The organism is Rothia nasimurium (assembly GCF_014217215.1).
In the GTDB taxonomy this organism is placed as follows: domain Bacteria; phylum Actinomycetota; class Actinomycetes; order Actinomycetales; family Micrococcaceae; genus Rothia; species Rothia avistercoris.
The window spans coordinates 1,927,220-1,947,169 of the sequence record NZ_CP056080.1 but is presented as its reverse complement, the minus strand read 5'-3'; the positions used below and the strand labels follow the sequence as shown (position 1 = coordinate 1,947,169).

The window sequence follows — 19,950 nt, the reverse complement described above, 5'->3', positions numbered from 1 at the left end:
TGGCACGGAGCTATCTTTAGATGTAGCGTAGTCCTATACGGGCTCGAGTTCGGGCCACTTGCACTTTCTAGTAGGGGAAATAAACACTATTATGATAAACAGGTTGAAGTACCTCTTTCCGGGTAAGAACTTCTATCTACTCATACTCAACGTGATTTTGTTGTTTCTTGTGTCGCTCCTTGACCTGTTAGGCGTCGCAGCTATCTTGCCGGTTATTCAAGTAGCTATGGGCGAGGATTACACGTCAGGTTATCTTGGACGAATCCATATGATTTTTGGGAGTCCTGAACGTGAGAAATTTATTCTTCTCATGAGTGGTATTCTTGTAGCCTCTTTTATCTTCAAAGGTATTTTTTCGCTGGCAATTAAATGGTGGAGTTCTGGATTTATCGCTCGTCAGCAGACTGCGAGTGCAGTAGCAGTATTAGGTGGTTATCTGCGAGAACCTTATACTGACCATCGCAAACGCACAACTGCTGAAATTTTACAGACAGTAGGTAACTCTGTAGGGCAAGTATATAATGCCTATATTAGTGGGGTGCTGTCAATAATCGGCGAAGGGCTTTCAATTGCTCTTTTGATGGGCCTTCTTCTGGCCGTAATGCCTTTGGAAACTCTTATTGCTTTTATATATTTTGGCCTTTCTGCATATACGATTCAAAAATTTTTGAAGACTAAAAATTTTAATGCAGGCTATGTTGTGTGGTCCAAAGAAGTCGAGTCATCAGCAACGACCCTTACAGCAATAGATGGATTCCGTGAAAATATTATCCATGGAGTATCTGAGCGCAGTTTATATAATTTCCAGAACGCGAGACTTGAATTAGTCGAGGCTAGTCGACGTAAAAGTTTTTACGCAGATTTACCTAAATATTTGTTGGAAATTGTTTTCATCGGCGGCATCGCGGTCATTATGGCTGTTATGGTTATGACTGGGGGTATGCAACAGGTTGCATATATGGCTGTATTTGCTGCTGCCTGTATACGAATTCTACCGAACTTTGTACGTGTTGTTTCGACTCTAGGCAACATACGCAGTGCACGACCTTACTTAGATAAATTTGAGCATACAATTAACGAGCTTCACGTTGGCCAATTTGTGTTTATAGAAAATGAGCCTCAGATAGAACAATTTACACAAGTAAATAGAACTATCCAGCGCTTCGATATTAAGATTGAAAATCTAAGCTTTCGATATCCTGACGGTGAAGACAATGTCTTGAAAGAACTGAACTTCGATGTGCCGAGCGGTACTTCGGTTGCATTTGTGGGAGGTTCAGGATCAGGCAAAACTACTCTAATTGACCTTATTTTGGGACTTCTACAACCGACATATGGACGAGTTACTGTAAACGGTGAAGATATACAAGAGAATATCGAAGCATGGTATTCAAATATTGGTTATGTCCCGCAAGATGTTTTTATCTCAGGTAAGACTGTACGTGAAGAGATTGCATATGGTTTGCTCTCAGATGAGATTGATGAGGATCGAATTTGGGAATGCGTTCGTTTAGCTGAGTTGGAAGATGTTGTGCTTTCTCTGGAAGATGGGTTAGATACACTGATAGGTGAGAACGGCACACGTTTATCAGGCGGCCAGAAACAGCGAATTGGTTTGGCTAGAGCTTTTTATCGCAACCCTAGTGTTCTAATTTTAGATGAAGCAACTTCCGCTCTCGATAATGAGACTGAACATAAAATTACAAAGGCGATTAGTAGATTAGCGGAGGGGCGAACGGTTTTCATCGTTGCCCACCGTTTATCAACCATACGTGATGTTGATCAGCTCCTATTTATGTCCCAGGGAAAAATTATGACCCAAGGGACTTTCTCGGAGGTGCGTGCACAAAATGCTGAGTTTGCACGTCTCGTTGAGTTAGGTCAGCTACCGGACTAAACGTTATTTGGGAGAACTGTTTTTATATAACAGTTCTCCCAAATGTATACGTTAACTAATCAAACCAACTTCCTGCGGGACGCTTTGGGACAACTTCTACCCATTCGGGTAGGTGCTGAACAGGGCGAGGTTTGCTCTTATAGTATTCGGATAAATCCTGTTGATGAACATTCGGAACGAAAACCTGACAGTTATTCATATAAGTTGCGATATAGCCTCCCCAATATCCAAATGTGGTGTTTGTAAGAATTAAATGGTATGAGGAAGAAATTGCTGCCAAATCATCAAACATACTTTGTCCAAGACGTTCAAATCGAGTACTAGCAATATCATTTAAGAATGATAGATTTTTAGAACACCACTCTAAGTCATCACTTACAACAAAAATGTTATTAAAAACTTTGTTTTTTAAAGATTTTTCAACCGCTGTTTGAATGTAATTAGACGTATTGATTCCAAAGTTTCTTTTTATTTCAGGATTTGAGTAGTAGTCTCCACGCCTAACGTTGATAACGAGAGTATCTTTGCCAATGTACTGGTGGGCCTTCTTAATTCTAGATCGGAAATTTTTTGATGAAAGATAGGTAGTAATAAACCTTTTGAAATCATCTGCAGAAAAATGCATCTCTACCTCTTGATGATGTCCAATTACTCTAATAGCTCTAAAACGCATATCTTTTTTGTCGCGAGTAATATCTTTGAGACGAGGAAATTCCTCTAACCATTCTTCCATGCCCTCTGCAAATAAAATATAGGCAGGTTTTTTCGTGTGGGCGACTATATTGTCAGCTGCAAGCCATTCATATAACCAGTTCCCCCCGCGAGAGACTCTGGGGATAAAAATTGCCGATTCAGGCCCTCTTCGCACTAAAGACATCAAGCTATTTTTTATCTTTCCTATATATTTTTTAGGTGCTGAATCAGCCTTTTCTGAGGAAGTGGGGGTGGGGACGTAGCTATTTTGTCGACTACTTTCGGTGGTTTCCATGGCCCTTAGCTCCTGGGGTAAATTTGTGTTTAGTAAGATTCTAGCATAGTAGAACTATAAAAGCTGTGATATACTCTGATAATCAGATATAAAATTTCATGCATGGAGCAGTTTTGGCAAATATTAAAATTTACATCAAAAAAAATATAAATTACATTTCCTCTCACCCCTTAATTCCAGCAGCATTAAGATGGAGAATTCTTAGGATATCTGGAAGTAAGGGAGTGAATTATTCTTTGATTGAAAAGTTGAATAATTTTACCGGCTTCAATACATCTATCGGTGCTGGATCCTTCATTAACCAAGGGTCATATTTTGACTCTAGCGCGCCAATTACTATAGGAAAAGAAGTTGGGATTGGCCCTAGATGCACTTTCTTGACTGGTTCGCATCATATTGGACCATCGGAGGCTCGCATACAGGGCGGTGGAAATCACGCCCCCATTGTTATTGAAGATGGTTGTTGGATTGGGGGCAACGTAACTGTATTGCCAGGTGTTGTAATTGGTCGTGGGTGTGTCATAGCAGCAGGTGCGGTAGTTACCCGTGACTGTGAACCTAACGGTTTGTATGCGGGAGTTCCAGCTCGCCGTATACGGGATTTATCAGAGGACTAATCATCATGAAACCTGAAGTGTCTGTTATTATTCCAGCAAAAAACTCAGAAGCTTGGATAATTGAGCAGTTGCAATCTTTGAATAATCAAATTGATGCTCCCGTATTTGAAGTTCTGGTTTGCGATAACGGCAGTACAGATAACACTGTAAAAATAGTACAAGAATTTTCATCACAATTCGATCTTCGGGTAATTGATGCATCAGGCCCACAAAGTGCCTCTTATGCTCGAAATATAGGTGCAGAACAAGCTCAGGCAGATATACTACTTTTTTGTGATTCTGATGATTACGTAAACGATATCTGGGTACGAGAGCTATATAATGCGTACAAACTTTCCAACGGTGCGTTAGTATCAGGGGCGATACACCATAACAGGTTTAACTCGTCAGCCGTTCTCGACGCATATGGCATACCGGATGATCCGGAAAGCTTGGGTGACATAACAGTTGTGCATGAGGCACCTAAGTATGCTGGTTATCTACCGACCGTTCCAGGCGGTAGTTTTGCTTTTGGTAAATCAGATTATTTAGCCCTTGGTGGTATGGATTATAGTTATCCTGGAGGAGCTGAAGAAACAGATTTCTCCTGGCGAGCTCAAGAAGCCGGGCATCAAGTTGTTGTTGCTCCACGTGCTGTCATCCATTACCGGCTAAAGCACGATACGCATTCAATTTTCCGGCAGCAGAGGATTCAACATCGTGCTCGTATTTTGCTATGGATGCGATACAGGGGGAAAGGAATGTCTGGCCCTAGCATCAAGTATTCAGTAATCCAGTCTATGAGGTCTATTCCGCTGGTGATTAACCCGCAGAGTAGGCTGAAGGGAATGCGAATTCTGGGAGCAAATATTGGTGCGCTTGAAGGAATACTGAAATACCGGATTCTTAAAAAGCGTAAAAAAGCCTCTGTATCGATATAGTTTTTTGAAAATTATAGGTTAATTGTAATGAACTTTAAAGAGAATTATATTGCCTCCGTTGTTATTCCAGTTTTTAATGGCCTAAGTACCTTACCCCTGCAAATTGAGGCATTGGAAAAACAAAAAACTTTAGCACCTTTTGAAATCATCGTTGCGGATAATGGATCTACAGATGGGTTAAAGGAATGGATTAAAGAAAAGCAGATTCAACTCTTAAATTTGAAGTACGTTGATGCCAGTGCAACCAAGGGGGCGGCTTATGCACGGAATAAAGCAGCCAGTCAAGCTTCTGGTCTATTTTTGTTATTCTGCGATGCTGATGATCTTGTTGATGCGCATTGGGTAGAAAATGCAGTGCAAGCTTTAGGTAAATACCCGGTGGTTACTGGAGTGGCAAAAACAATTTTTGAAAGCGAATTTTCTTCGATCGCCACAGTAGAGGAAGGATGGATTAAATTTGATGCACTGGATACTACAGAAATTTATTCTGAAGCCCCACATGGGGCTATTGCTCCAGTGATTTTAGGTGGAAATTTTGCAATCCATAAATCTTTATTTGACTCCATTGGTGGCTTCGATACTTACTTTAAGTCCGGGTCGGAGGATAATGACTTCTCGTATAGGGTCAAATGTGCGGGTGTACAGTTAATTGAAGCGCGGAATATGAGAATTTTATATAGAATTAGGGAAAATTTGCCCAAGCTTATTCTGCGAGGATATCAGACAGGAATCACTTTTTCTAAACTTACATATAAACATAATGCTTGGGACTGGGTAGGGCCTTATAAATCTTTAACGATTATATCAATCCCTAAATCTTTCGCTAAATTCATTTTAAGATATAAACGGAATGATATTGAAGGAAATATTGCAAGGCTATCGACAGCATTGACTGTCGTAGGTTTGTTGGTTGGTAAATATAAATATAAATATTTAAATACTCCAATAACATTTATGGAGGGTTTCGGGTATGAAAAGAAATAAACTTCACTCTTCTTTGCAGCTTTCTATTTTAATACCTTTTTATGGTGACCCCAGTGATGTCTTGAATCTGATTAATCAGATGAAAATTCAGAGCATTTCATTTCCTTATCAAATAATTGTCTCAGACGATGCGTCCCCCACCCCATTTCCTGCAACTGAAGGGGTTACTGTTGTGCGACGGGAACACAACGGTGGCTTCGGGGCAAACGTAAACACCGGCGTAGCAGCCGCGACCGGGGAATGGGTTCTCATCCTCAACAGTGACCTTACTCTCCCCCCTAACTTCCTCGCTGACATGATCTCAGCCGCAGAAGAAGAAACACGTAAAACCAAGCAGAGCGTTATGCTTAGCCCACAAATCACAGGCCATAACGGTGAATCTCAATGGGGCGGAAGAGTCTTCCCTAAAACCCGCCATCATGCGTGGGAGTGGTTCACCCCCGCAGCTCGACTGCGCCCCACAAAATTTTGGCATGCAATGGTTGGTCACGATTTAGCATGCACCACCGGCAACCGGGCAGAACCTGACTGGCTCATGGGTGCCTGCATGATGATTCGCCGCGAAGACTTCAACGTAGTCGGCGGGATGGATGAACGCTTCTTCATGAACAGCGAAGAAATTGACCTGCAACGCAGACTAGCCGCACAGGGCATCAAACGAGTCTTCCGGGGAGATATAGTAGTAGAACACGTAGGCGGCGGATCATCGGGAGCTTCTGCCCAACGTCGCCAATGGGTACTCGATTCTCGCTTTATCTATAATTCAAAATGGAATGAAGGTAAGCACCTGGCTGCTGCCTTGAGAACCGTATCTATTGCAAACTTCCTCTTTAACTCCCTACGGGCAATCCGAAACCGAGCTGTTACCCCTTACGCCACACTTCGTGAAGAACTGACCTATATCAAGAAAGCAGAAAGCAAACGATAAATGGCAGAGAAACTCCTCATCATCAGCCCTGCTTTCCACGGCTACTGCTATTCCATCGCAGATGGGTTTACCCAGTTAGGCTACGACGTAACGGTACACCGCTACGATGCCTTCGATACGGTCAAAGACAAGCTACGCAATAAAGCTCTCTACGAATTACCCTCAAAAGTTGGCTTTGACGGGCAGAAAGCTGCTGAAAAAGCGGCTACAGTCAAAGCCCTCCAGGTTCTTCGAGAGGTGAACCCCGATAAACTCATCGTCATCAAAGCAGATACCCTAGGCGATAACTTCTGGCAGGCTGTCACCGACCGAAAAATCCCCTATATCCTCTGGCTGTACGACGATCTTAAGCGTCACCGCTACACCCGGGATTTTCTACGTAGCCTCCCTACGGTTGTCAGCTACGCCCGATCTGAAGCCGAAGCCTTCGCAACAGAAGGTATTAACGCTCACTTCGTTGCTAATGGTTACGACCCCAAACTGGCAGATTTCCCTCGTACTCGCGTTCCAGAAATCGTCTTTGTCGGTTCTCGCTACGAAAATCGCGAAACAATGATGCTTGCTCTTAAGGACGCCGGTGTTCCGGTACGCGTGTACGGGCGGGCCTGGTCACACCACCCCTTTGACCGCCTTCGTACCTGGGAGCTTAAACGCCCCGATTTGCCAGCTGAACGCGATATCCCGCTGGCTGAAGCCTATCGGGTACAGGCTGCAGCGGCAGCCTCGCTCAATGTCCACGGCCTGCAGGCGGGTCTGGCTATGCGTACTTTTGAGGTGCCCGGTATGAACGGACTCCAGCTCATTGACCGCCCTGACGTTGAGGAGTTCTACGAGGTCGGTTCTGAGGTTCTCCTCTATCAGAGCACCGAAGAGCTGACTGAACTGTGCCAGCGTATTATCGCTGACCCTAGCTGGAGCGACTCAATTCGCTCTGCCGGCCTTAAGCGTAGCCAGGCTGAACATACTTTCTTCCATCGCGCACAGAAAATGAATACCCTATGGGTCTAATCTATCCTGCAGATCTCGAGGCCTGGAGCAAGTGGCAGGCTAACGCCCATCTGCTCCGTCGGGCAAAAAACGCGCTCAAGAGTATTTTCGTTCGGGCTCGCGGAGGTAATGCCTCGCCCGACGCACCTGCTTCTGTGGCAGGGTATCTTCACGTACCCGGTAGTAAACCGCAAATTCTGCTTGCTCTGGATTCTACGTCGCCGACCTCCCTGGGGTCCCTGATAAGGCCTGCCCGTTGGTTAGTACCAGGTTCATATGCTGTGTGGGCACCCGAAGACGTCACCGAACACCTTCCTGAAGGTAACTGGCAGGTTACTGCACTGGATGAAGCCGACCTCGACGCTGCGTTAGAAGAAGTACAGCAGGTTCTTGCCCTGGGGCACTATATGGCCTGGGGTGCTGCCGCCTACCGGTTCACCCAACGCACGGGTGCTCGCTTCATCACCGTCCAGCACGGTCTCCATACCCCTTACGCACCCCCGCTAGCACCTGGTACCCACCTTCTTGCGTTTAGTCAGGCAGACGCTGAATTCTGGGTAACAGGCAGAGAAGACGTCACCTATGACGTAGTTGGTTCTCAGCTCTTCTGGGAGGCTGCTCAGAAGCCCCCGGTAGAGCCCGCCGCTATCGCCGAAACCCCTATTTTTCTGGGGCAGATGCACGGGGCTGAGCTGCCTCGAGTATCTTTCGCACGAGCGAGCATCAAGTTCACGCGCGAGCACAAGGCTATCTATCGACCGCATCCGAGTGAGAAAGATAAACTTTCCCACTTAACCCACTCTCTTATGAGTAAACTAGGAATCGATATTGACCGCTCCCAGCAGCCCCTCAACCAGGTGAATAACCCGGTTGTGTCAATATTCTCAACCGGTGTGCTAGAAGCTGCACTGCGCGGAGTGCCCGCCTGGGTATATCACCCTAACCCACCCGCCTGGGTTACCGAGTTTTGGGAACGCTACGGTATGAACCAGTGGGGGAGCGCTCCTACCCCGGCGCCCCCGGTGCCAGCACAGGAACCAGCACAGCACATCGCTGAATACCTCACTCGATCATTGGAGAACTAAAGAGCATGCGCATTCTCTGCGTGATACCCGTTCGCGGTGGGTCCAAGGGAATCCCCCGAAAGAACCTCAAACCCATCGCAGGTAAGCCTCTCGTCGCCTGGACCATTGAACAGGCCCTTGCCGCAAAGGCTGAGCTGGAAGGCGAGCACCTGGTTGACGTGTTGGTCTCAACCGACGACGCGGAGCTAGCTGATATTGCCCGCCAGTACGGGGCAGAGGTACCCTTCATGCGCCCGGCCCATCTAGCAGAAGACACTACCGCCACCGAACCGGTGATTGAGCACGCTATCGAGTTCTATACAGCGGAGGGCAAACGTCCGGACGCCGTCATGCTCCTGCAGGCGACCTCACCCGTCCGCCTGCCCGGCACCCTGGCCCGGGCTATCCGCCAGTTCGCTGCCTCTGCATCGGATTCAATGGTGGGCGTTATCCCTATCGGCCCCTTTATCTGGGCTGCTACCGAGCCACCGACTGCCCAGTACGAGGTCATGGCCCGCCCCCGCCGTCAGGAACTCACCCGTGAGACCTTCCGCTACCGCGAAAACGGCTCCATGTACATCACCAAGACTGAGCTCTACGAAACCCTGCACAACCGACTGGGCGGCAACATCGAGCTCTTCATGCTCGATGAGGTCGAAGGCGTAGACATTGACGCTCCCATCGACTTCTCCGTCGCAGAGCACCAACTGCTCACCACCCTCGCATCAGAAGAAAACGAAGGCTAAAACCATGATTATCGAACGTAATATCACCCCCTACATCGTTTTCTCTGAGGACCCGGTACTCACCGCCCTGCAGAAGATTTCTGCTAACGGGCAGCGTATTATCTTCCTGGTCAACGAATCAGGCGTGCTTAAGGGCTCCCTGTCAGACGGTGACTTCCGCCGCTGGCTCATCGCCAACCCCACCGCATCTCTTGAGACCAGTGCCCTTGAGGTAGCTAACCAGGGCGTCAAGACCGCTCCCATCGGTTCGGAGCCCGCAGAGCTTCAGGGCGAGTTTGCCAAGGGTATTAGCCACCTTCCCCTGGTCGACGAACGCGGCCACCTGGTTGCTATCGCCATGGACGAGCAGAACGTGCTGCGTATCGGCCGCACCGAAATCACCGAAGACTCACCCTCCTTCATCATCGCCGAAATCGGCAACAACCACCAGGGCGACGTTGACCTGGCCAAGCGCCTGGTTGACCTGGCGGTTGATACCGGTGCAGACGCCGTTAAGTTCCAGCTTCGCGACATGGATGCCCTCTACCGACAGAAGGGCTCAAAGTCAGCCGGCGAAGACCTGGGTGTGCAGTACACCCTCGATTTGCTTTCCCGCTTCTCCCTGACCGTAGACCAGATGTACGAGGTCTTTGACCACGTCAAACAGCATGATATGGACATCATGTGCACCCCCTGGGACGGCCCCTCGGTCCAGGCTCTGGTCGACTACGGTATCCAGGGCCTCAAGGTTGCTTCAGCCGACCTGACCAACCACGAGTTGCTCCGCGATATGGCCTCCCGCGGTCTGCCCATGCTGGTCTCCACCGGTATGAGCCGCGAAGAAGAAATCCGCGAGTCGGTTAACCTGCTGCGCTCCCTGGGCGCTTCCTACGCCCTGCTACAGTGCCAGTCCACCTACCCCGCGCCCTTCAAGGACGTCAACCTGGCCTACATGGACCGCCTGGCTGAAATCGGCCAGTGCCTGGTGGGCTACTCAGGCCACGAACGCGGCTACCACGTGCCCATCGCAGCCGTTGCCCGCGGTGCCAAGATTATTGAAAAGCACTTCACCATCGATAAGACTCTCGAAGGTAACGACCACACCGTCTCCCTGCTGCCTGACGAGTTCAAGGCTATGGTGCAGCAGATTCGTGAGGTAGAGGAATCTATCGGTACCTCAGCCCCCCGCGAGGTCTCCACCGGTGAGCTCATGAACCGCGTCAACCTTGCTAAGTCACTGGTTGCTACCCGCACCATCGCTAAGGGTGAGGTCGTGACCGAGGCGGACGTCGAGGTTAAGTCACCCGGCCGCGGTCTGCAGCCCAACTACCTGCCCCAGCTTCTGGGCCGCACCATGCAGCGTGAGGTTGAAGCTGGTACCTTCTTCTTTGAGGGCGACCTGAAGGACGACCTCGTGACCCGCCGCGACTTCACGTTTGACCGCCCCTGGGGCCTGCCCGTCCGCTACCACGACTACAAGCCCCTGATTGAGGACGCTGAGCCTGACTTCCTGGAGTTCCACTTCTCCTACAAGGATCTTGAAGTCGACATCGATGAGGTCTTCGACCGTAAGCTCGACATGTCTTTCACCACCCACCTGCCTGACCTCTTCGCCGGTGACTTCCTGGTAGACCTGGCTTCTCGTGATCAGGAAACCTGGGAGCGCTCCATCGCAGAGGTCCAACGCACCATCGACATCACCCGCGATTTGACCCGCTACTTCACCGTGGACGACGACCCGGTCATGGTCGTCACCATGGGCGGCTTCACCAAGGACGGCCACATCGCACCGTCCGCCCGTGCCGACAAGTATGAGCGTATCGGCGAGGCACTGGCCAAGCTCGATACCTCAGGAGTGCGTATCGCGGCTCAGACCCTGCCCCCCTACCCCTGGCTCATGGGCGGCCAGCAGTACCACAACCTCTTCCTTGACCCCAAGGACACCGCAGAGTTCTCCGACACCTACGACACCGCCCTCTGCCTGGATATCTCCCACACCATGCTGGCCGCTAACTTCCTCAAGATGCCGCTGTCAGAAGCCGTGGACCTGCTCGCACCCCGCTCTATCCACCTGCACCTGGTCGACGGCGTAGGCGTTGACGGCGAAGGCGTCCAGGTGGGCGAAGGCGACGTAGACTGGGCCGCTCTGGGCAAGCAGCTCCGCGAGCTCACCCCCAACTCCTCCTTTATCCCCGAAATCTGGCAGGGCCACGTCAACAACGGCGAAGGCTTCTTCACTGCCCTGGATAGGCTGGAAAAGTGGCTGTAAACAGCGACCTGCCGGTAGCGCTTCACTGCGTTCCGGTTCCCGATTTTGGTGGCGTAGCCCGGCACATCAGCGATCTTGCTGAGGCCGGGCTACCCGGCTACCGCCTAGTAGTTCTCTGCCCACCCGGTGCTCTCTCCGCCCGACTCAAGGCACTCGGTACCGAAGTCCGCGAAGCTGACTTTGGAACGGCCTCAGGTTTTGCGACCTCCCGGGCAACCCTCAACACCGTCATCGACGAACTCAAACCAGCAATCGTGCACAGCCACCTGGCTTACGCCGATGTGGTCGCCGTTGCGACCGTCAACCTGCGTAAGGTTAACAAGCTACGGCACAGGGGGACCCATATCCCTCGGGTATTCACCACCGAGCACGGTATTGCCGGGGACGATGCAGTCTACCACGGCGCTTCTTGGCGCTCGCGGCTGATGGAGCAGGTACACCGCGTGCGCCTGTGGGGTACAGACGGTGCGCTAGCTGTTTCTCAGTCCACCGCTGACCAGATGAAACGCAAGTGGGGTGCCCGTAGGGTCGAGGTGGTCTATAACGGTGTTGACACAGCGCAGGTCGCCTCAGCTGTTGAGGCCTGCCGCGTTCAGCCTGCTCCCGGTGCCCTGCGCGTGCTATCGCTTTCCCGGCTAGCTCCCGAGAAAGGGCTGGACGTCCTGGTAGAGGCTTTTGCCGCCGTGCGCCGTGACATTCCAGGGGCAACCCTGGAAATCGCTGGTAGCGGCGACTTGAAAGAAGACCTGGAGAAACAGGTGAAGGACCTCGGGCTTTCTGACTCTGTGATCTTTGCCGGTTTTGTGGACCCCGTAGAGGCTATGGGCCGGTCGGACCTGCTGGTTCAGCTTTCGGTGTGGGAGAACTGTTCCTACACCCTGCTGGACGCTAAGGCCGCAGGGCTTGCTGTTGTGGCAACAGCGGTTGGGGGTAACCCCGAGATTCTGGGCGGCAAGGAGCTTGTGCCTTCACTGAACCAGATGAACCGCCAGACCGCCGTCAGAACGGTCGCCCAGCGCATGGTAGAACAAACTACCGGTGCGCAGACAGACTTTGAATGGATATCTATTTCACGCATGGCCGAGGGCATCGTGAGCTCATATAACAAGGGTAGGGAACTGTGAGCTTTTCAGATACACAGGAACAGAAGATTAGCGCTGAAGAGCGACTGAGCAGATTTACCGCTGCACTGGGTCAAGAGGCACGGATCCTTGCCGAGGGCACTGGCTCCTTGGTGATGGTTGAAGTAATTGCCGGCGCGCTCCTGGTAACGATGGGTGTTCCCCTTCTTGGCTTTCCGATGGGGTTGATGGTTCTTGCAATCCTTACCCTCTTGAGAATCAGTAAGCCTTCGCGTTTTGACGTCCCTAACCGGAGCCTTTTTGCCGCAGTGCTACTTCTGGGTCTAACCTACGTGGCAATTACATCGCTGAACGTCGGTATCTCAACTCCTGATGATGTGGGTAGGCGTCTGGCCCGAATCTCGATTTTGATTGCGGTTCTCTTGCTGATTGCTGACCGTCGTATCGATTTCAGATCGCTCATCTTGGGTCTGGCTATCGGTCTAGTGGTCAATGCGCTTGCTTTCTACGCCGGTATTGCGCCAAATAACTATAGCGGTGCGCTTACGGGCTGGCTGAATGATAAGAACGTATCCGGCCTCTACTACGGCATTATCCCCATTTTGATGTTCGGTCTCTTCCCCAAAACTAGCCATCGTATCCTGACCTTGGTAATTTTCCTACCGCTTCTGTGGGAGACCGGCTCACGAACCAGTATGGCCGGCCTTTTGATCGGTGTTTTGTGGATTCTGTTTGCCCAGAAAGTAAATGTTGTCCTGAAATTTGGTTTGGGTGCTTTCGTCGCGTGGCTCTTCGAGTGGCTTCAGACGAACTTTGCGGATAACCCCATTTTCGGTGACCGGACAGGTACCGATCAGTTGCGCTCCCGTATCGATGAGGCCTCTTGGGAGAAGGTTTCTTCGGCCCCTTGGTCGGGCTGGGGAATGGGCCAGGCAACGGTAAATATCTTGGACCGTCCTTTCTTCTTCCACAACTCCTACTGGACCCTTCTGGTCGAGGGCGGCGTTATCTGGCTGGTACTGGTTGCGGGGCTAACCCTGCTGTCTGTATTTATCTGGAAGCAACACGGAATCGTAAAGGGCCGACGCGTCTTGACTGCGGAAGCGGCAACTGTTTTTCTGGCGGTCTGTAGCTGGCGTCTGGGCGAAGTGATGCTGACCTTGCCGTGGGTCTTTGCTGTCGGTCTTGCCCTGAGCCTGACTGCGCGGCCTAAAAAGTCTCAGCCAGGTTCTCTGACCTCCACCGATTTAGCGTTATAGGGAAACATTGAAACCTCACAGTAATTATCTCGCCGATATCCTAGGCGCTTCAGGGCGTTTTAAAGCTCTTGACGGTTTGCGAGGGCTCGCCGTCCTGGCAGTTGTGGTTTACCATTTTGGTACTCCCTTTAACACCTACTACCCGTCGGATGAGACCGCCCCTTATGCCTTCACCCTGGGGGAGCTGGGCGTCCAGCTGTTTTTCATCATCAGTGGTTTTGTTATTCTGATGAGCGCCGCGCACGGAAAGACCGCTAAGGGCTTTGTAATTTCACGATTTACAAGGCTCTACCCGACCTACTGGTTTGCGGTGATTTTTTCGGCCGCCCTGATCACCTGGGTTGGTATTGAGGCCCGTCAGATTAACCTGGTTCAGGTCCTGATTAACCTCACGATGTTCCAACGGTTCGTCCTGGTGGAAAACGTAGACCAGGTGTATTGGACACTCGCTGTTGAAATGCAGTTCTACCTGCTCATGCTGGTGTGCATTCTGGTTTCTAAGGGACGTCTTCGTAACGACTACCTGATGAGGTTAGGTCTCCTGTGGTCGAGCATCGGGTTTGCCTTAATGGCCCTGTACCCCGGTGACTCTTCAACGGGGATTGCAAAGATGGTTGTGTGGGCTGTGCTTGCCCAGCATGCCGCTTTCTTCTGCTTCGGCATGGCCATGTACATGTACTTCAATACCCGTACTTTCTCGTGGTACATTCCCTTTTTTGCCACGGTAGCCGTTGCTAATACCTACCTGGCACACGGGCTAGCTCATGCGCTGGGCGTATTGGTGATCGTTGTACTCTTCTTCGCTGTGGTGCAGTTCCGAAATGTTGCGGTCCTGGACCGTGGCCCCCTGCAATTCTTGGGCAGAATTTCCTACTCGCTCTATCTCTTCCACACTATATTGGGATTCATTATCATTCATCTCACGCAAAATTACCTGGGGCTATGGGGAAGCAGGCTTCTTTCTTTAGCTGTTGTGGTCACCGTATCTTATGTTAGTTATATCTTTCTTGAGAGAAAAATAAGTATGAAAATAAAACTATTCTTGCAAAGATAGCTGATTTTCAAATAAATAGTTGATGTGAAAAATATGAAACAGAAAATATACTTAGCCACCAACAACGGTGATATAGGCGGGGGCGAGGTGATGCTCCTAAACATTGCGCGTGCTGCCCGCTCAACGGGTAGGCAAGTTACAGTTGTCGCTCCTACTTATCCAGGGGATTTACTGGAAGCTGCCAAGGATGAAGGGTTCACTACAGTGACCTTACCTGCAACTTCTCGTGTTCAATATATGCTTCAGTTGCGTCGTTGGTGGGCTAGCCAAAAAGCTAACACCGAGGGGATACTTTGGTGCAACGGCTTGGTTCCAACTGTATCAACTACAGGGCTCAGAGGGCGCCTGGTGCACCTGCACCAGATACCGAAGGGCAAAAACTCTTTGCTTGCCAGGGTCGCCAGCTCCGGGGCTAAACAGATTCTAGTACCCAGCAAATTTGCTTCTCAGCGAGTGGCTCATGCCAGGTATTTTTATAACTGGGTCCAGCCCGTCGAGTTTTCTCTACCGCGATCCCGGTTCGAAAGCGACGTGGTAAAAGTAGGTTTTCTTGGTAGGCCTTCCCCTATTAAAGGTACAGACTTATTGGCGGAGGCGATCTACCAGCTCAATGAGAGAAATTCCGGAGTCACTTACAAACTGGTTTTAGCTGGCGAAGCTAAGTATATTGACCAAGCAGCGCAGAACTCTATCGAGAGCGCTATGAGTAAGGTGGACGCAGTTACCCAGCGGCTGGGATGGGTGGAACCCAGCGAGCTTCTGGGGGCGGTAGACCTTCTGGTTGTTCCTTCTAACTGGGACGAGGTCTTTGGGCTGGTAGCTGCAGAAGCCATGAGCGCCAGTGTGCCCCTTGTAGTATCTAACGCAGGTGCCCTGCCCGAAGTGGTGGGAGAAGAATACCCTTGGGTAGCTGAGCAGGGGAGCGTGAAGTCGCTGATCCAGAATATAGATGATTTAGTAACCACCGGGCGCAAAAATCCTCAGCGTCTCGCACGGGAAGTTCAAAACCTATTTTGGCGGTGGCAGGAAAGGTTCTCGCCGGCTGCAGGTAAGGGCAGATTAGAGGAACTAATGAGTGAGCTTGAAAGAAGTCATATCCATGGTTGATATCAGTGTTGTTATTCCGAGTAAGAATGGTCTTCCTTTGCTAGAGAACCAACTAAAGGCTCTGGCGCAACAGAAGACCACAGCAACTTGGGAGGTGATTGTTTCTGATAATGGGTCTACAGATAATACGCAGGGATATATAAGAGATCTCTCGGAGAATTTTCCAGTTTCTCTAATCTACATTAGCTCAGCAAAATTCCCCGGGGCAGCCGGAGCGAGAAATCTCGGTGTACTTAAAGCAAGAGGAGATTTTGTCGCTTTTTGTGATGCTGATGATGAGGTTTCAGATGGATGGGTTGAGGCTATTTATCAGTCCTCGAAATCCGCTAACGTTATTGGTGGCCCCTTGTATAGTCTGAGAGATGGCGTGCGGGGTGGCCGCTTAGGGAGAAACTCTATTTATCCCCTTCGCACCCAAGGGTTTGGTGTGGTTTCGTGTAACTTTGCTATCAAAAAAAGCTTGCTGATTGAGGTTGGTGGTTTTGATATGTCTTTACCTGCCTATGGAGGTGAAGATATAGATTTGGCATTACGTCTTAGCAGGGTGGTTGATTCATACACCTGTAATCCGCAAATGATTGTATTTTTTCGGGAGACTAAAAATCTTAAAAGCAGACTGGTAAAAATTTTTAAGTCAAATCTTTCTGAAATATATATCTGGAAGAAATGCCCAAATAATTTCCCTGAGATGAATAATAGGGTCTGGGTACTTAACTCCTTCATTGTGTCTTTCACAATTGCTATAGGGCATATTAAAAATAAAAACTATACCGCTTCTTTAAGGTACTTGCTTAAGCCGCTATCTATCTTGGCGTATATTCTGAAGGGGCCCAAAAAATCGGCTCAACCAACCTACATCGAGAGCATGGTCGATTAGCTTGCCTAGAAGCGATTCAAGATATTCCTCCGGGATAAACCAACGCAATAGATCTCTCGATGCCCTCCGAGGAATCGCTATCCTTGCGGTAGTTCTTGGCCACATCAATCTTGGTATTATGCAGGCCGGGCTGACGCAAGATGCCCCCCAAATGTATAAGCGCCTAAATATTGCTCTATACAGCGTCCACATGCCGCTGTTCGCCTTACTTTTCGGGTTTAACATACCCGGCTCCTGGAGAAGGCGGGGGAGCCTGGTGTACGCGGCCAACCGCATCATCGGGTTTATCTATCTCTACCTGGTGTGGTCATTGATACAGGGCACCGCAGAAGTGCTGGGAGCGCGGTTCTCCAACGGGGGAACAACCTGGGCTGAGGTCGCCAACCTTTCGCGCCCCCTTGCGCACCTGTGGTATCTGCCGTGGATGGTCTTTATCTTCGGGTGCCTCGTTATCGTTAGGCCCTGGGAAACAAAGGTTCGAGCGGTCTTATCGATGACCGTATGCGCTGCTTGTGCGGTAGTGCTGTGGGGCGTGAACTATGCTGTGATCTTCGGTAGCGGTGTAGCGATTTACCTGTTTGCTGTAGTTGGTGCGCTCATCGGCACCGAGCGAATGGGCCAGCTCAATAAGGCACGGCCTCCGGTAACTATCTCGGTTGCTTTGGTCAGCCTTATTGTTTTCCTATCGATGGTTCTGTCGAAACTTTATATCTCTACACCCACGCTCGATGACCCCTACCGCACCGGTTCCAGTATTCTGTTCGGGATTATCGCAACACTTACCGGTGTTACGGGTGTAGTTCTTGCCGTTGCCTCCCTCTCTCGATGGATCTCTTTTAGGCCCCTAGAATTTATTGGCCGTTATTCCCTGCACATTTACCTTATGCATTTGCTGATTACTCCGCTGACCAGAATATTACTGGTGCGTAGCGGGATCGATAACCCCGTTATTCTCATGGTAATTTCACTGATTACTGGAGTAGGATTACCTCTGGTTACCGCTGTGCTTTTAGAAAAGCGGGTACCGTGGTTATTTAATGTCCCCCAAGCTCTGCAACTGGTCGAGAAAGTAAAGAAGTAAAAATGACTTACGAAGCCGCCGTTATTATTCCCAGCCGCGGGGGAGCGCCCAAGTTGCATTACCCTTTGGACGCCTTAGAAGCACAAACCGAAAAGAACTTTCAGGTTATTGTCGTCCTTGATGGCGATATTGATAATTCAGCCGCTGTTGTCCAAAGCTACATTGACCGTGGGCGTCTTAACCTCAGCATGATTGTTTTTGAGGAGAACCAGGGGCGGGTAGCAGCACTGAATGCAGGCTACCGGGCCGCCGATGCCGCTATCCTGATTCGCTGTGATGACGACATCGAAATGAACGAGGAATACATTTCTCGACATATTGCGTACCATCGGGAACAGCCTCGGCGGGCTGTTATGGGGCTTGTACACAATGTCTTTCCTGATACGCCTCACGCTAAGTTCTACGGCTATTACCGCGATAAAAGGTTCAGAGACGAAGCCTATTTATCGGACCCCGCAGGTTGGTGGCATTACTGGGCAGCTAACTGCTCTATGCCCTCTGACCTTTACTACTCGGTAGGCGGTTATGATCCGCGGTACCGCCTGTACGGCTGGGAAGACGTTGATATGGGTAAGATGCTCGCCGACGCTGGCGCGACTTTTGTCCTTGCCCGCGACCTTGAAGTAAAGCATTATATTGCGGCAACAACAACAGCTGGTAAAGCCCGCAGAGCGCTATTCTCTGGCTCTGCCCGAAATATATTTCTTGAAAAACACGGTCGTGACGTGCTTAAACCTATACACCCCTCAGGTTTATGGGGTTTTGCCGTAAAGTTTTTAGCACAATTCGCGACTGAACGAAGCGTAAAGTACATGGGTAATATCGCGGACCGGTTGGCACCTATTGTTCCACCAAAATTCGCCGAGAAAATTATCTCCCTTGTTGTCGAATCTTCTAGCTATGCGGGGGCAAAATACCCCCACCGTGCACAAAAAAACTTCTAGCCGAAAGAAGAACCCACCCCCATGCGTTCTCGTCCTACTTCTGTGGCCGGTTCACGCTACCCGGTAGCTATAGCTCACGACTACCTCACCCAGCGTGGCGGTGCCGAGCGGGTAGTTCTTGCCCTGCATAAGGCTTTCCCCGACGCGCCCATTTACACCACGCTTTACGACCCGGACAAGACCTACCCAGAGTTTAAGAACTGCACCATTATCACCTCGCCCCTTAACAAGGTGGGGCTGTTCCGTAAAGACCACCGCCTAGCGCTACCGGTACTTCCCTTCTTCTCGAGCAGACTCAAAGTTGATGCTGAGCGGGTGATTGTATCGTCAACCGGGTGGGCCCACGGGTTTGACCTCCCGCAGAAGAGTGTCATTTACTGTCACTCACCTGCACGGTGGATCTACCTGACCGACCAGTACATGGGTAACACCATGAACAAGGGCATTGAGCTGGGCTTCAAAGTCTTGCGCCCCTTTTTACGCCGGTGGGATCAGCTTGCCGCTCGCAAACATGATCACTACATCGCTAATTCCAGCATTATCCAGCAAAGAATTTTTGATGTGTACGGCAAACGGACAGAGATTATCTTCCCGCCCTACTCCATGAATGCCGGTGGCCCCGTGAGTCCGATACCGGGCCTTGAGAGCTTCATGGCAGATGGCTACTACCTGGTTGTTTCGCGTCTGCTACCGTACAAAAATGTCCAGCACGCCATTGAGGCCTTCGCCGGGCTTGAGCAGAAACTGCTGGTGATCGGTGCCGGTCCCATGCTCGATGAGCTCAAAGCGATGAGCACCCCCAATGTCGCCTTCGCATCACATCTTTCCGATGAGCAAATGCAGTACGCTTACACCCATGCAACCGCCCTGCTAGCCGTATCTCACGAAGATTTTGGGATTACCCCGCTTGAGGGCGGTGCTTTCGGCAAGCCCACCATCGCACTCAAGGCAGGTGGCTTCCTCGACACCATCGTTGAGAGCATCACGGGAACCTTTATCGATGCCCCAACGGCTCCTGAGATTCGCCGGGCGGTTGAAGACTTCCGCCCTGAGGACTATCCACCTCAGCGTATTCAGGAGCATGTTTCCCAGTTCAGCGAAGAACGCTTTATCCAGCAAATCAGGGAACAGCTCAAGCAATAGCGCAACGGGTCTTAAACAGAGAGG

Annotated in this window: 18 protein-coding genes; 17 read left to right on the top strand and 1 reads right to left on the bottom strand. The window is 50.3% G+C overall.

Annotated features, from left to right (window positions below; genetic code table 11):
- The first annotated feature begins 226 nt into the window (after positions 1-226).
- A complete protein-coding gene (locus tag HWU94_RS08840) occupies positions 227-1,897 on the top strand; it encodes an ABC transporter ATP-binding protein (RefSeq protein ID WP_244955943.1) in 1,671 nt (556 codons plus the stop codon).
- 55 nt (positions 1,898-1,952) lie between these two features.
- On the opposite strand, the gene HWU94_RS08835 is transcribed toward HWU94_RS08840, so the two are convergent.
- Positions 1,953-2,885 (bottom strand): alpha-1,2-fucosyltransferase, encoded by a 933-nt coding sequence (locus HWU94_RS08835; protein WP_185173402.1) that lies wholly within the window; start codon positions 2,883-2,885, stop codon positions 1,953-1,955.
- Between the two features lie 113 nt (positions 2,886-2,998).
- Here HWU94_RS08835 and HWU94_RS08830 point away from each other — a divergent pair, with 113 nt between their 5' ends.
- The 16 genes from HWU94_RS08830 (at position 2,999) to HWU94_RS08755 (ending at position 19,926) form a co-directional block, all read left to right on the top strand.
- On the top strand, positions 2,999-3,502 hold the full coding sequence (locus HWU94_RS08830; protein WP_244955942.1) for a DapH/DapD/GlmU-related protein: 504 nt from the start codon (positions 2,999-3,001) through the stop codon (positions 3,500-3,502).
- 5 nt (positions 3,503-3,507) lie between these two features.
- Positions 3,508-4,422, top strand: coding sequence for a glycosyltransferase family 2 protein (locus tag HWU94_RS08825; protein WP_185173400.1), 915 nt, complete (start codon positions 3,508-3,510; stop codon positions 4,420-4,422).
- 27 nt (positions 4,423-4,449) lie between these two features.
- Positions 4,450-5,406, top strand: a complete 957-nt coding sequence (locus tag HWU94_RS08820; RefSeq protein WP_185173399.1) for a glycosyltransferase family 2 protein — start codon at positions 4,450-4,452, stop codon at positions 5,404-5,406.
- Complete coding sequence (locus tag HWU94_RS08815) at positions 5,393-6,334, top strand: glycosyltransferase family 2 protein (RefSeq protein WP_185173398.1); 942 nt, start codon at positions 5,393-5,395, stop codon at positions 6,332-6,334. The genes HWU94_RS08820 and HWU94_RS08815 overlap by 14 nt, the downstream gene beginning before the upstream one ends.
- Positions 6,335-7,342, top strand: a complete 1,008-nt coding sequence (locus HWU94_RS08810) for a glycosyltransferase (RefSeq protein WP_185173397.1) — start codon at positions 6,335-6,337, stop codon at positions 7,340-7,342.
- 260 nt (positions 7,343-7,602) lie between these two features.
- Positions 7,603-8,406 (top strand): RNA-binding protein, encoded by an 804-nt coding sequence (locus HWU94_RS08805; RefSeq protein WP_244955941.1) that lies wholly within the window; start codon positions 7,603-7,605, stop codon positions 8,404-8,406.
- A 5-nt stretch (positions 8,407-8,411) separates the two neighbouring features.
- Positions 8,412-9,131 (top strand): cytidylyltransferase domain-containing protein, encoded by a 720-nt coding sequence (locus tag HWU94_RS08800; protein WP_185173395.1) that lies wholly within the window; start codon positions 8,412-8,414, stop codon positions 9,129-9,131.
- Between the two features lie 4 nt (positions 9,132-9,135).
- The gene (locus HWU94_RS08795) at positions 9,136-11,379 is read left to right on the top strand and encodes an N-acetylneuraminate synthase family protein (RefSeq protein ID WP_185173394.1); all 2,244 of its coding nucleotides are present in this window, start codon (positions 9,136-9,138) and stop codon (positions 11,377-11,379) included.
- The gene (locus tag HWU94_RS08790; RefSeq protein WP_185173393.1) at positions 11,370-12,503 is read left to right on the top strand and encodes a glycosyltransferase; all 1,134 of its coding nucleotides are present in this window, start codon (positions 11,370-11,372) and stop codon (positions 12,501-12,503) included. The genes HWU94_RS08795 and HWU94_RS08790 overlap by 10 nt, the downstream gene beginning before the upstream one ends.
- Complete coding sequence (locus HWU94_RS08785; RefSeq protein WP_185173392.1) at positions 12,500-13,720, top strand: O-antigen ligase; 1,221 nt, start codon at positions 12,500-12,502, stop codon at positions 13,718-13,720. Before HWU94_RS08790 ends, HWU94_RS08785 begins: the two co-directional genes overlap by 4 nt.
- A 7-nt stretch (positions 13,721-13,727) precedes the next feature.
- On the top strand, positions 13,728-14,774 hold the full coding sequence (locus tag HWU94_RS08780; protein ID WP_185173391.1) for an acyltransferase: 1,047 nt from the start codon (positions 13,728-13,730) through the stop codon (positions 14,772-14,774).
- A 33-nt stretch (positions 14,775-14,807) separates the two neighbouring features.
- On the top strand, positions 14,808-15,881 hold the full coding sequence (locus tag HWU94_RS08775) for a glycosyltransferase family 4 protein (protein WP_221625838.1): 1,074 nt from the start codon (positions 14,808-14,810) through the stop codon (positions 15,879-15,881).
- On the top strand, positions 15,874-16,758 hold the full coding sequence (locus HWU94_RS08770) for a glycosyltransferase family 2 protein (RefSeq protein WP_185173389.1): 885 nt from the start codon (positions 15,874-15,876) through the stop codon (positions 16,756-16,758). Before HWU94_RS08775 ends, HWU94_RS08770 begins: the two co-directional genes overlap by 8 nt.
- A gap of 1 nt (position 16,759) precedes the next feature.
- Positions 16,760-17,839, top strand: coding sequence for an acyltransferase family protein (locus HWU94_RS08765; RefSeq protein WP_185173388.1), 1,080 nt, complete (start codon positions 16,760-16,762; stop codon positions 17,837-17,839).
- A gap of 2 nt (positions 17,840-17,841) precedes the next feature.
- Positions 17,842-18,783 (top strand): glycosyltransferase family 2 protein, encoded by a 942-nt coding sequence (locus HWU94_RS08760; protein WP_185173387.1) that lies wholly within the window; start codon positions 17,842-17,844, stop codon positions 18,781-18,783.
- A gap of 21 nt (positions 18,784-18,804) precedes the next feature.
- Complete coding sequence (locus HWU94_RS08755; RefSeq protein ID WP_185173386.1) at positions 18,805-19,926, top strand: glycosyltransferase; 1,122 nt, start codon at positions 18,805-18,807, stop codon at positions 19,924-19,926.
- Positions 19,927-19,950: the final 24 nt, after the last annotated feature.

Bases quoted from the DNA above. Each gene is read 5' to 3' on its own strand.
- HWU94_RS08815 (WP_185173398.1), top strand. From the start codon at position 5,393: ATGAAAAGAAATAAACTTCACTCTTCTTTGCAGCTTTCTATTTTAATA.
- HWU94_RS08835 (WP_185173402.1), bottom strand. From the start codon at position 2,885: ATGGAAACCACCGAAAGTAGTCGACAAAATAGCTACGTCCCCACCCCC.
- HWU94_RS08825 (WP_185173400.1), top strand. From the start codon at position 3,508: ATGAAACCTGAAGTGTCTGTTATTATTCCAGCAAAAAACTCAGAAGCT.
- HWU94_RS08820 (WP_185173399.1), top strand. From the start codon at position 4,450: ATGAACTTTAAAGAGAATTATATTGCCTCCGTTGTTATTCCAGTTTTT.
- HWU94_RS08760 (WP_185173387.1), top strand. From the start codon at position 17,842: ATGACTTACGAAGCCGCCGTTATTATTCCCAGCCGCGGGGGAGCGCCC.
- HWU94_RS08775 (WP_221625838.1), top strand. From the start codon at position 14,808: ATGAAACAGAAAATATACTTAGCCACCAACAACGGTGATATAGGCGGG.
- HWU94_RS08795 (WP_185173394.1), top strand. From the start codon at position 9,136: ATGATTATCGAACGTAATATCACCCCCTACATCGTTTTCTCTGAGGAC.
- HWU94_RS08800 (WP_185173395.1), top strand. From the start codon at position 8,412: ATGCGCATTCTCTGCGTGATACCCGTTCGCGGTGGGTCCAAGGGAATC.
- HWU94_RS08840 (WP_244955943.1), top strand. From the start codon at position 227: ATGGGCGAGGATTACACGTCAGGTTATCTTGGACGAATCCATATGATT.
- HWU94_RS08755 (WP_185173386.1), top strand. From the start codon at position 18,805: ATGCGTTCTCGTCCTACTTCTGTGGCCGGTTCACGCTACCCGGTAGCT.
- HWU94_RS08810 (WP_185173397.1), top strand. From the start codon at position 6,335: ATGGCAGAGAAACTCCTCATCATCAGCCCTGCTTTCCACGGCTACTGC.
- HWU94_RS08770 (WP_185173389.1), top strand. From the start codon at position 15,874: ATGGTTGATATCAGTGTTGTTATTCCGAGTAAGAATGGTCTTCCTTTG.